Here is an 11,136-nt window from a genome sequence, read left to right as displayed (position 1 = left end):
GACGAGGAGTGGAAGGAACGGCTAAAGCGAGAGCAGGACGAACAATATATCCGCGAGGCGCAGCGCCAACGGATGGCGCGGCTTCAGGCTCGCGCCACGGCGCTCGATTCGCCGCTGAAAGTCGACATCTCAGAAGTTGAGAAAACCGCAGCAAATCCCACCGATCCCAGCCGTCAGAATACGACAGCGACTACGAGCAATGCATCCGATCTCTATGCCGCCGCCATGAAATCCGGCCTCGCGGGGCAGACCGTCGATCAGAACGGCCAAGCGACCAAGGAGGATTTCTTCAATCAGGATATCAAAGACCTGGGCTATCTGCCGAACAAGGTTGTACCGCAGATGTCCCTCTACGAGCTGAAGCGCGGCTCGGTCATTCCTGCCACTTTGATCACCGGCCTCAATTCCGATCTTCCGGGCAGGATCACAGCGCAGGTCAGCCAGAGCGTCTACGATAGTGCTACCGGTTACCGCCTGCTCATTCCGCAAGGCGCCAAATTATTCGGCCGTTATGATTCCAAGGTGTCCTTTGGCCAGGAGCGCGTTCTCGTTGTCTGGACCGACCTCATTTTCCCGAATGGATCGACCCTACAAATTGGCGGCATGGCCGGCACCGATGCCGAGGGCTATAGCGGTTTCAGTGACAAGGTCGATCGCCACCTCTGGCGAACATTCGGATCGGCTGCCCTAGTCGCATTGATCGGAACCGGGATCGACATGTCTATGCCTCAAAGTTCGACGCTCGAGACACAAGAGACGGCGTCCGATGCTGCTAGGCGGAATTTCGCGGAATCGTTCAGCCGGGTCGCCGAGCAAACGATCTCGAAGAATCTGGACGTCCAGCCGACGATCCAAATTCGACCTGGCTACAAATTCAATGTCCTTGTCGACCAGGACATCATTTTCCCATCTGCCTACAGGGAAAACTGAGCGGAGCCTATTTCAGAGGTTGAAAACAAATGTTGCGATACAATCACACATTCGCGATAATATTACTAATATAATCATGTTTTCGACGGGAAAGCTTGATCCCTGCGATAGCGCAGTTAGAGCACTAGCATGCCTCGATTTTTGAGGCCCAATAAGAAACATGCAACCTGGTTGCGTTCATTACCTCAAACGGGAGGACGTGAATTGAATCAATGGTTTGAGAAGCTCACTGAAGTGGTCGTGCTTGCCCAGGACGAAAGCGGCGTCAAATTCGCGCTTCAGCGCGCGGCGATGAACGCTGGATTCTGCGCCTATGCCTATCTGAGTTTGCAAGCCGAGATGCCGAAGGCGATCTCCAGCTATGCGCAGGCGTGGCAGCAGCGGTACTTTGAACGCCACTATTCAAAGATCGATCCAATTGTGCGGGACGCGCACAGCAGGATGGAGGCGTTCGCCTGGTCGAATCGAGCGACCCCGAAAATGACGAAAACCCACCGAACGTTCTGCGACGAGGCCTCGGAGTTTGGTATTCGATCCGGCGTCTCAGTCCCAATCAGAACGGGGTTTGGTCGATGGGCCATGCTCACCTTTGCATCCGATGACATTGATTTCGCCGAGCAGCAGTCATTGAATCCAGTTGCTGCGGCTGCGGCTGTCGGTCAGGTTCACTCGCGCCTCGAACTGTTGCGCGTGCGACCAACGCGTCATCAGCCCGTTCGTTTAAAGGCAGATGAACTTACTTGCCTGAGATGGTCTGCGGAAGGCAAATCCATGAAGGCGATTGCCACCATTGAGAACACGTCTTATGCGAATGTTGCCTTCTTCATCCGAAATGCAAAGGCGGCTCTTGGCGTGTCGACGCTTCCTCAAGCGACCGCGATGGCGAAGGAGCTCGGGATCATTTAACAGCTAGTGCGCCTTCGGCTTCGTCATTTCGGGAACATAACCGAGGATGTCGAGAAGGGTAGAGACGACAGTTTGCTGAGCGTGAACTGCGATCATCGCGGTGACGTAAGCTCGATCGATTTCATTGTGTCGATCGCCATCACCGGTCGAGGCTTCGAGCATCGCTTCGAGCCGCACAGCTTCATCCCGTAGGCGGCGGTGTTTTTCGACTTCCTGGACGACTAACTCCTCGACTTCCGACGGATCCCTGCCACGCAGCAAGCCGATCAGGGGCCTCAACACCAATTTATCATGCGAAACCGGGTCGTTGTGTTTTTCGTGCACTCTATCCACCAGCATTAACGGTGCGGGTCGCCACTGCATCTATTTACCAAGCCACGTGCGAAGACCGCAATTTACTCAAGCTACGTCACATCCGTGCGATGCCTATTAGCGAATTTGGACACTTTCGCAAAGGGTTGGCGTCGCCACCTAGGAAGGCGCTTACATACTATAGTTGATAAACTTAAAGTATGTAAACGGCGATCTTCCGCGCATGGATATGCGCAAACTGGTCGGCTCGAACTTCACGCGCCTGCGTCGGGAGAAGGGCCTGACGCAGGAGGAAGTCGCGGCTCGATCTGGCTACAGCCAGCAGTACCTCTCAAGTCTCGAGCGCGGCCGACGCAATCCGACCGTCATAACGCTCTATGAAATTGCTCAGGCTCTGGGAGTAAGCCACGTGGATCTGATCATGCCGGCTGATGACGCCGAACTCCATGGAAAATCCGACCTGTGATATAGAGCTTTCGGCTGAAGACCCGCCTTCATGACATGTGCGTCATATGGACACGTCGGATCGAATTGCAGAGGAAGGGATGTATTTGAGTTGGTTGGTAGAGTTTGGCGCCGAACGCCGCTGGCCCGGGGCTCACATGGTCCACAGTAGCGATAGCGGCGCTGCCTGGAGCTTTTCTCCAAATGGCGTGACTCTGTCGTGATCGTGTAAGACGAGCCCACGCACGAAACGCTCGCCGACCGCGTCTTGTAGCTGGCGCAGCCCGCGAAAATCGTCAGATTTCACCGTTGCTGACGCCTTTACTTCTATGCCAACGATCCTGCCGCGCCGATCCTCGATGATGACGTCGACTTCATCTTGGTCTCTCGTTCGGTAGTGCGAGAAAGATAAGCGCCGGCCTGACCAGGATGCCAGCTTCAGCAGTTCCGAAACCACGAAGCTTTCAAGCAGAGCGCCAAATCGGGTCTTGTTGTCGCGCAACGCATCTGCCTCATCCTCTCGCAAAGTGGCAAGCAATCCCGAGTCCAGGAAGTGAAGCTTTGGTGTCTTGACGAGCCGGCTCAACCGGTTGTTGGACCAGGGGACAAGTGTCCTGATCAGAAAGAGGCGCTCAAGGATAGCAACATATTTCTGTGCTGTAATGTTCGACAATCCAAGCGCTGCGCCGAAACTGCTGTAGTTGACCAATTGTCCGGCGTGCTCCGCAAGGACATCCAGCAACCGTGGGAGCCTGTCTATCTGGTCGATGTTTRCGATGTCGCGCACATCGCGGTCCAGGATCAAATCCACATAGTCTTCGAGCCAAGCGGTCCGCCGGTCGGTCGTCGGCCGGCGCAAAGCTTCTGGATAACCGCCCTGTAGCACCGTCGCTATCAGGTCGTCACCAACCACCGTGTCCTCCCCTGTAGAAGGCTCCTCTCCGGCAAACAGCCGATCCAGCAGATGACCCGGGGTGGATCGGATCTCAGATTGGGCAAATGGCAACAGTGGGACAACAGCCATACGACCAGCGAGCGAGTCTGCAATTGCAGGAACGGTGGCCAGATTGGCTGAGCCCGTGAGCAAGAACCGACCAGGCTCATCATCGCGATCGACGCTTTCCTTGATCGCCAATATCAATTCGGGCGCCCGTTGCACCTCGTCGATCACGGCCCGTTTGATGCCTCGGACAAAGCCGATCGGATCGGTCCTTGCTGCATTAAGCGTACCGAGATCGTCGAGGGTGATAAATGGACGATCGGAGCCAGAGACCTGTCGCGCAAGGGTCGTCTTTCCGGCTTGCCGCGGGCCGGCGATGAGCACGACGCGTGTGTCAGCCAGCGCAGTTTCAACAATCGGTCGGGCTTTTCGTTCTATCAGCTTTTTCGGTGGCGGTGAGTCTGTCATCGGCTATCATTAACCGAGTCGTCGGCCAATTTAAAGTATACGCCCGGCTAATTTTAATTTTCGCCACGGCTAGTTAAAAGCAACGTCAGCCTCGCTCGGACCGCACTCCTGACAAATTGTAAGGGTTGAAGGCCCGGACCAACCTCTGGGGAGTTACACTAATATCATGCTTTTGAATCGCACTAATTTTCTGCATTTTGACCGCATAGAAGGACAACCCAACGCTAATGCTGGCCACCGATCCGAGAAAGATCGATCCGGATGCCAGCGTCTTGCACCTTCGATTGAGAAGACGCGCTTGGCTCAACAGGTTGATCGGCCGTCGTTGGCACGTCGCGCTGGACGGCACCGCTGGGTTGCTCGACTACCGCACTGCCCGGATCCTTAACCTGAAACACGCTCTCTCCCTCGAACTCGCCCGTTTTCCAGGAATAAACGGCGTCCTCGAATATCTGTGGGAAAACGTCCGCACTCTTGGGGTTTCCATACCATTTGGCGACGATCCGAAGGATCTTGGCGAACATCGTGGTGCCCATGCGAAGGTTCGCGCAGGGCTCGACTATATCCGCTTTCAGTTCCGATGCGTCCTGCACGCCGACACCAGCTGGAAACTGCGTGAGGCCCACGCGAACGACTGCATGCCCCACACTCTGCCGGATGATCTCCATTGCCTGATCCGTCGTTGTCGCTTTCGGAACGAGGATCAACCGTCCCCCCGATTTCACCGTGATTGCGAGTGGATCGGGATTTCCTACCGCATCAAGGAATTGCTCGACGATCGCGGGTTTCAGGGAGGGATCCGCGCATTGTTTGATCAAAATGGCGTCCAGCATCGATGGCTCCAGAGCTCAGCTGTTGAAGGAAATGACGAGGGGTTTGGCGAAGAGACGCGCCCAGGCTTCAGAGCTGGCACGTTGAATTGCGACGACGGACGTGCCGGCAGTCCACCAATCGTTGCCTACGGCAACGATGATGTCCGGATCGTGCGTCATCGATTGAAGGATCGGCCAGACGATCAGTTGCTCGTAGCATATCAAGGGCGCAATGCGCGTCCCGGCGACCTGGGTCACTGGGTTTTCGAAGAAATGGGGGTGGGTTTCGCCACTATCGCCCGTCCAGACCTGCCACGGCTGCCACATCGAACCCGGAACAGGCATCCGCTGCCGGTACACGATATCGCTCCGGTGCTCGGTGATGGTCAAAAGAACGTTGTCGTAGCCGGATGCCTGGACGACCGAGGCTCCAGCGAGGACCGTCAATTCGCTACCCTTCAATTCCTGTTGCCAAAGACGGCGCACGGTCGGTGTCCAGAAGCCCAAAGCGCTTTCCGGGAGAACGATATTTTTGATGCTGCCGGATGCATCGTCTCTAACGGTGGCAATCAGGGCACGGTGGTGTTGAATGCTTGCGTCACGTCCGAGAGATGCACCGAGTTCCAGATCGACACCGCGCCAGCCATCGGGTAGAGGCGCCTCGGTCCAGATCGCGGCGGACCAAAGCCAAAAGCCCGTGAAGGCGATGGCGACAGCCGGCCACATGCGGGTTACGAGGCCCATGAGGCCGGCTGTCATTGCCACCAGTCCCCACCACCCCCATCCAGGAAACAGCACGCCGGCCGCCGTCACGGGATGCGCCCAGCCGGTGATGCCGAGGGGCGGAAACGCCATAAGCACCGCCGCCATGAGATAGAGAAATGGACGAAGGCGAGCATGCCTCGTCCAAAGGATCGCATGCACGGTGACAAAACTTAGGGATGCGCAGAGCCACAGAGCAAAGCCCGGCCATAGGTCGGACGCATAGAAAGCCGCGACGCCTTGTGGAAGACCGCGCGATGCCGCCAGGAAATACCCGGCAGAGACGAGCGCCACCACAGATCTGCTTTGCGCTCGCGCCCAAAGAATTGGAAACGCCAATGCGATGGGGAGCAGTAGGACGTGACCACTCCACCCGACCGACCCGGCAATGATCGCAGCGGTGATCAGCAGCGTTGGTTCGAGTTGATCACGGTGCATAGGTCAGGACCTGTTGTGCCAGACCAAGAATGCCGGAGGCTGGGACGGGACCGAAATAGCGGGAATCGTAGGAGCCCCCGAATGACGAGTGCAGGAAGACGCGACCCGCCGGCACGATCCCGCCCCCGAACGGCGTCAACGGTCGTCCCAATCCGTCTCGATGCCGAAGATCGGAGCGAGGAACTGGATGTCCATCGATGCTGACGCTTATGCCGATGTCGACGCGCTGTCCGGCGATGGCGATCACCTTCTTGATCAGCGGGGCGATGCCGCCCGGGCAAAGGCCGGAGCGCAGATAACCGCGACCGCGCGCCTCCTGCATGGCCGCCGTCCGCGGCGGGCAAATGAAGACGACATCGCCAGCGGCAGGTGGGCGATTGAGCTTGACGATACGCCAGAGACCGAGCGGTTCGCTCGGGGTGAGGTTGATCCGATAGCCGCCAAACCCGGCCATCACGATTGCAGCAAGAAGCACTGCTGTGACCGTCGCCACGGCAGGAAGGAGTGGTGTGTGAGGCCGCCGCGCAGGCGCCATTTCCATGTCAGGCTTGTTCATTTCAGCGACAGTCCCTGACCCTTGGTCTGGCGCATCGTCTCTGCCTGTTTCACGGCTTCGACGGTTCGCTCATGCGCACTGAGTTTCTGCACCACGCGCATCAGGCTCCAGGCCGACTGGACTTCTGCCTTCTGACCGGGGCTCATGCCCGCAGTAATCGTCTTGAAGGTTTCACCATTGGTGTCCTTGGCGGCCAAGGGCAGGAAGGTGCGTTCACCGAAACGCTCAGCGACCGCCTTGGCAAATCCCTCCAGTTCCGCCTTCACCATCTTGTCGGCCAGCGCGAATTCGAGTGCCGACGGAAGGTCGTTGCGATCAATGGCGTCGCGCACGCGCTCGAGTGTCTGACGCGCATTCGGAGGGAGTGCCGGAATGTCAATCGACACCTTGCGGCGGACCGCCACTTCCTCCGCCTGATAGCGTTGTTCTGCTAGGCTGCGCTGGCGCATATAGTCGCCAAGGCTTTGGGCCAGCGCGGGAACATTCCGCTCGGCGCGATCGCGGTCATGCTTTTCGACGCGACTTGCGAGCAAGCCGGATTTCCCATTGAGCGGACCAAAGCTTTCCGGCTGGCTGGAAATCTTCGCAAGCGTGTCTTTCGCGACCGCCTCGTCCTTCAGCATGGCGTCGACGTTGACTGATTTGAAAGCGGCTTCGGGCTGCGCATAGACCAGATGGAAACGGGTCGACACGTCCTCCCATTGTTTCTTCAAACCAGGGTCTGCTTCGAGCTTGTCGGCGACCGCCTGTTCGACAGTTTTCGGGAATGTCGCGATACCGGCAACCATCGGCCTGGTCTCCTTGCTGCTTTGCGAGTGGGTTGGTTTGGGGGCTTTGGCGAAGCCGAGTTTGGCGCCAATGGCGAGGAGCCGGTCGGCAAGATCGGCCAGTTTCTGCTTATGGCGGATCGTCCATTCTAGCCGGTCGCGGGCAACGGTTCGGGCCACGTTTACGAGATGCAGGCCGCGCGCTTCTGCAAACCGCAACGCTTGGCGATAGAGGCTGCCCTTCTCGTAATCGAGCGTGGTCTCCTTGGCATTCTTTCGCGACAGGATCTTTATCAGGCCGCCAGCGAAAGCGAAGGATCGAGAGCCGTAATAGACGCGGAGATCCTCACGATGACGCGTCATCGCCACATAGGTCAGATGGCGATCCAGGGAGAGGGACGCGAGCACCTTCACCCTGTCTACAGTGGTGCCCTGGCTCTTATGGATCGTGGTGGCATAGCCATGGTCAAGATTGTTGTAGAAACGCTGTTCGACGGTAACCTGGCGGCGGTGCTCGCCTTCGCCGATCTCTGCGACAATGCGGTCTTGAGCGGCTTCGACGACCTTGGCGAGCATRCCGTTCTTGACGCCCAGCGAGCCCTCGTTCTTCAGGAATACGATCTGGTCGCCGGGCGCGAAATTGCGGTCTCCGTCCTCCGTCCGGAAGGCGAATCCTTCGCCAAGGATGCGGCGCTCGACGAGCTCGGCCCGTGCCATCTCATTGAGCGTGCGCACATCACGACGGAGGTGGGCGAGGATCAATGTCGTCTTGGTCGGATCGTAGTCCCGGTTCCATTCCGCGACGAGGTTTTCGACGGCTTGAGCTTTTAGTTCAGAGCCTACTATCCGGCCACTCGCACGATAAGCATCGACCGCCTTGCTGACATTGCCGCGCGCAAGATCGAGCGACGCGTCGCGCATCCATTGCTCGCGCTGACGATAGATGGTTTCGAGTTCGGCATAGCCGATGCGATCGGCAATCGCTCGGAACGCCGCCCCCGCTTCGATCGGCTGAAGCTGTTCCGGATCACCGACCAAGACAAGCTTGGCGCCGGCCTTCGTCACCATCTCGACCAGGTGCGCCATCTGCCGCGACGACACCATGCCCGCCTCGTCGAGAACGAAGACGGTCTTTGCGTCGAGCTGGTTTCGACCTTGGTTCCAGCGAAGCTCCCAGGACGAAAGCGTGCGCGATGCGATCCCCGCTTCCTTCTCCAGTCCCTCCGCCGCCTTGCCGGCGAGCGCGCTCCCAACGACACTATATCCAGCCGCTTCCCACGCCTCGCGCGCTGCCTTCATCATCGTCGTCTTGCCCGCGCCGGCGCGACCGATGACGGCCGCGATCCGCTCGGGTCCCGCCACATGCTCGATCKCTGTCCTCTGCTCCTGCGACAAACGAGAATGGCGCGCAAACGTCGTCTCCAGCACTGCCCCCCGAACGCCATGGGAAGATCGCCCAGAAAGCCAGATTGCGCGGTTTGCCATCTCCGCTTCCAGCCGGATCAGCTCACGCGTCGTGTACTTCGCCGGCACCTGGGTCCCGGTCGCAAACGAGATCCTCTCGCGCTCGAGACGCAGCGCCTCGGGGCTCTGCAGAACGCGAGCCATTAAGCTCTGGAATAGGGCAGCATCGTCGACATAGCGATGCAGAGCTTTTGCCACGTCGCGCGCATCGAAGACGCTTTTCTCACGGGTGATCAGGTCGAGGACGATTTCCGGCCGACGCTGGATGCGACGAGCGTTCTCACTTCGTCGTGCCTCCTGCAGCTCGATCCGCTCAAGCTTAGGTGAGCCTGCCGATGACTGTTTTTCCGCCTGCTCCGCCTTACGGTCGATGGCCGTTGCGCCGACACCGATATGGATCGTCGGCTCAACGTCGATGCCCTGCTTTTCGAAGGATCGGCCATCGATCCGGATATCAAGATCGGCCATCGCCAGATGCCGGTTCTGGCAGGCGAACCAGCCGTCGCGAAACGCGTTGAAGTCGTCGAGGCTTCCGGCCCAGAGTTCATAGACGATCTTGCCAACGTCGTTGCGGATCGGATTGCCGTCCGGCGCGAGAACCGCGACCTTCTTGGCGCCGAACCCGTCTTCGATGAGCGGCCGAAGCGTCGTCATCAGATGCACGTGCGGATTGCCCGGCGCATCATGATAGACCCAATCGGCCACCATGCCCTTCGCGGTGATGTGGTGTTCGACGAAGTCTCGAACAAGCGCGATATTCTGCTCGGCCGTCAGTTCGATCGGCAGCGCAATCGTCACATCCTTGGCGAGCTGGGCATCGGAGCGCTTCTCGAAATCCTCGACCCGATTCCAGAACGCTTCCGACGCACCGGAAACCGAGCGATCGGCGATCATCGCCCGCAGCCATTCAGGTGCATTGGCTGGGACGACGAACTCTTCATGCAGGAGGCCCAGCTTGCGAGTGTAATCGATCGTTCGCGCTTCCCGCTCGTATTCCATCTTGGCGCAGTGCCGATAGGCCGCCGACAGCACGGCGCTGCGGCCGGAACCGCGGGCAACGACACTGACGGAGAAATGAGGAACGGCCACGGCGGTCTGAGCTCCCGATTGCAAACGAAATCGACGCATTCGTCGAGGGCGGCGGCCCCGCCAGGGGACAAAAGCAGAGCGTCGCATCAGCGACGTATAATTGCGCCCTTGGAAGCCGCTCCTTCGGAACGGCCGGGATCATGCTTAAAGGCGTTGGCTCCGCCAACTCGCATTTCTGTTAGTAGATCGGCACGCCGATCTCGTGGAATCTCACGCCGTTCAAACTGTGAAACGGCATGAAAGGACGACCGGGAATGAAGAAGCCTTCCTCCAAGATCCGCGACGAAATCGCCAGACTCCAGGAAAAGCTCAAGGCTGCGGAAACGCGCGAAGCCGAGCGGATTGGTCGGATTGCACTGAAGGCCGGCCTTGGCGAAATCGAGATCGAGGAAGGCGAGCTCCAGGCGGCCTTCGAGAATCTGGCGACACGGTTTCGCGGAGGACAGGGCGTTTCGACCGGAGGGAAGAAGGGCGACGGGGCCGCCAGTACCGGCGCTTCGACCGCGACGGTCCCGCCTGGCGCGGCTCAGAGCGGCAATGGCGAGGCTTGAGCGAATGGCGAGGACGACGACATCCGATGCCCGCAAGAAGGACACTCGCGAGAAGATCGAGCTCGGCGGCCTGATCGTCAAGGCAGGCTTGCGATACGAGAAACGCGCGCTCCTGCTCGGGGCGCTGATTGAACTCAGCTCCCGGCTGAAGGCTGACGAGGGCGAGCGGGCGCGATTGATCGCGATCGGGGCGGAGGCGTTCAGCGATGACGGCGAATAGGTTTGCTCTCGCCGTCGCCCCGGTCGTGCTCATGATGTTGGTCGTCATCGGCATGGCCGGGGTCGAGCAATGGCTTTCGACCTTCGGCAAGACGGAAGCCGCGAGGCTCGCCTTGGGCCGGGCTGGAATCGCCGCTCCCTATGTCGCCGCCGCGGCGATCGGCGTGACCTTCCTGTTCGCAAGCGCCGGCGCGACGAACATCAAGTTCGCAGGCTGGGGCACCGCCACGGGAAGCATCGCGACGATCATGATCGCGGTGATGCGCGAGGCGACACGTCTTGCCGCTTTCACCGGGCGGGTTCCGGTGGGCAAGTCCATCGTCTCCTATCTCGACCCCGCGACGATGATCGGCGCGGCCGCGGCACTGATGGCGGGATGTTTCGCGTTGCGCGTCGCGCTGATCGGCAATGCCGCCTTCGCCCGGGCCGAACCGAAACGGATTCGGGGACAACGGGCGCTCCACGGTGAGGCCGATTG

The 11,136-nt window shown here is 59.2% G+C and carries 11 protein-coding genes and 1 pseudogene; 6 read left to right on the top strand and 6 right to left on the bottom strand.

The annotated features are described in order from the left end of the window. Both trbI and AC1D06_RS39695 read left to right on the top strand, forming a co-directional pair. Nucleotides 1-930, top strand: a 930-nt coding sequence (gene trbI, locus AC1D06_RS39700) for an IncP-type conjugal transfer protein TrbI (RefSeq protein WP_477991008.1), incomplete at its 5' end; no start/stop codon positions are given. 204 nt (nucleotides 931-1,134) lie between these two features. Continuing rightward, nucleotides 1,135-1,836: an autoinducer binding domain-containing protein gene (locus AC1D06_RS39695; protein ID WP_477877338.1), complete on the top strand. Its 702-nt coding sequence runs from the start codon at nucleotides 1,135-1,137 to the stop codon at nucleotides 1,834-1,836. 3 nt (nucleotides 1,837-1,839) lie between these two features. On the opposite strand, the gene AC1D06_RS39690 is transcribed toward AC1D06_RS39695, so the two are convergent. Further along, entirely contained in the window at nucleotides 1,840-2,199 is a 360-nt protein-coding gene (locus tag AC1D06_RS39690) for a transcriptional repressor TraM (protein WP_477877339.1), read from the bottom strand. Nucleotides 2,200-2,371: 172 nt separating this feature from the next. Between AC1D06_RS39690 and AC1D06_RS39685 the strand changes: the two genes are divergently transcribed. Next, nucleotides 2,372-2,614 (top strand): helix-turn-helix domain-containing protein, encoded by a 243-nt coding sequence (locus AC1D06_RS39685; RefSeq protein ID WP_477877340.1) that lies wholly within the window; start codon nucleotides 2,372-2,374, stop codon nucleotides 2,612-2,614. Nucleotides 2,615-2,746: 132 nt separating this feature from the next. Here the strand turns inward: AC1D06_RS39685 and AC1D06_RS39680 are convergent, their stop codons facing one another. The 5 genes from AC1D06_RS39680 to traA all read right to left on the bottom strand — a co-directional run bounded on the left by AC1D06_RS39680 (nucleotide 2,747) and on the right by traA (nucleotide 9,888). Then, nucleotides 2,747-4,000: an ATP-binding protein gene (locus AC1D06_RS39680; protein WP_477991007.1), complete on the bottom strand. Its 1,254-nt coding sequence runs from the start codon at nucleotides 3,998-4,000 to the stop codon at nucleotides 2,747-2,749. 224 nt (nucleotides 4,001-4,224) lie between these two features. Continuing rightward, nucleotides 4,225-4,833: a TraH family protein gene (locus tag AC1D06_RS39675; RefSeq protein WP_477877342.1), complete on the bottom strand. Its 609-nt coding sequence runs from the start codon at nucleotides 4,831-4,833 to the stop codon at nucleotides 4,225-4,227. Nucleotides 4,834-4,848: 15 nt separating this feature from the next. Further along, on the bottom strand, nucleotides 4,849-6,012 hold the full coding sequence (locus AC1D06_RS39670) for a conjugal transfer protein TraB (protein ID WP_477877343.1): 1,164 nt from the start codon (nucleotides 6,010-6,012) through the stop codon (nucleotides 4,849-4,851). Continuing rightward, a complete protein-coding gene (traF, locus tag AC1D06_RS39665; RefSeq protein WP_477877344.1) occupies nucleotides 6,002-6,568 on the bottom strand; it encodes a conjugative transfer signal peptidase TraF in 567 nt (188 codons plus the stop codon). The genes AC1D06_RS39670 and traF overlap by 11 nt, the downstream gene beginning before the upstream one ends. Further along, nucleotides 6,565-9,888: a Ti-type conjugative transfer relaxase TraA gene (gene traA / locus AC1D06_RS39660; protein WP_477991006.1), complete on the bottom strand. Its 3,324-nt coding sequence runs from the start codon at nucleotides 9,886-9,888 to the stop codon at nucleotides 6,565-6,567. The genes traF and traA overlap by 4 nt, the downstream gene beginning before the upstream one ends. A 254-nt stretch (nucleotides 9,889-10,142) precedes the next feature. On the opposite strand from traA, the gene traC reads away from it, so the two are divergent. From traC to AC1D06_RS39645, 3 genes and pseudogenes are all read left to right on the top strand, one after another. Next, a complete protein-coding gene (traC, locus tag AC1D06_RS39655) occupies nucleotides 10,143-10,439 on the top strand; it encodes a conjugal transfer protein TraC (protein WP_477877345.1) in 297 nt (98 codons plus the stop codon). A gap of 4 nt (nucleotides 10,440-10,443) precedes the next feature. After that, nucleotides 10,444-10,659 carry a type IV conjugative transfer system coupling protein TraD gene (gene traD / locus AC1D06_RS39650; RefSeq protein ID WP_477877346.1) on the top strand — a complete coding sequence of 72 codons (216 nt, stop codon included), beginning with the start codon at nucleotides 10,444-10,446 and terminating at the stop codon, nucleotides 10,657-10,659. After that, a pseudogene (locus AC1D06_RS39645) lies at nucleotides 10,646-11,136 on the top strand (Ti-type conjugative transfer system protein TraG); the annotation flags it as partial. The gene traD and the pseudogene AC1D06_RS39645, both read left to right, overlap by 14 nt.

The organism is Rhizobium sp. P2_G2 (assembly GCF_056403555.1).
Note: the sequence above shows the minus strand (reverse complement) of the source record. Positions and strands in the feature narration are given on the sequence as shown.

What these genes read in the sequence shown, in the direction of transcription:
- AC1D06_RS39690 (WP_477877339.1), bottom strand. Translation starts at nt 2,199, where the DNA reads ATGCAGTGGCGACCCGCACCGTTAATGCTGGTGGATAGAGTGCACGAA.
- AC1D06_RS39685 (WP_477877340.1), top strand. Translation starts at nt 2,372, where the DNA reads ATGGATATGCGCAAACTGGTCGGCTCGAACTTCACGCGCCTGCGTCGG.
- AC1D06_RS39675 (WP_477877342.1), bottom strand. Translation starts at nt 4,833, where the DNA reads ATGCTGGACGCCATTTTGATCAAACAATGCGCGGATCCCTCCCTGAAA.
- AC1D06_RS39670 (WP_477877343.1), bottom strand. Translation starts at nt 6,012, where the DNA reads ATGCACCGTGATCAACTCGAACCAACGCTGCTGATCACCGCTGCGATC.
- traF (WP_477877344.1), bottom strand. Translation starts at nt 6,568, where the DNA reads ATGAACAAGCCTGACATGGAAATGGCGCCTGCGCGGCGGCCTCACACA.
- traC (WP_477877345.1), top strand. Translation starts at nt 10,143, where the DNA reads ATGAAGAAGCCTTCCTCCAAGATCCGCGACGAAATCGCCAGACTCCAG.
- traD (WP_477877346.1), top strand. Translation starts at nt 10,444, where the DNA reads ATGGCGAGGACGACGACATCCGATGCCCGCAAGAAGGACACTCGCGAG.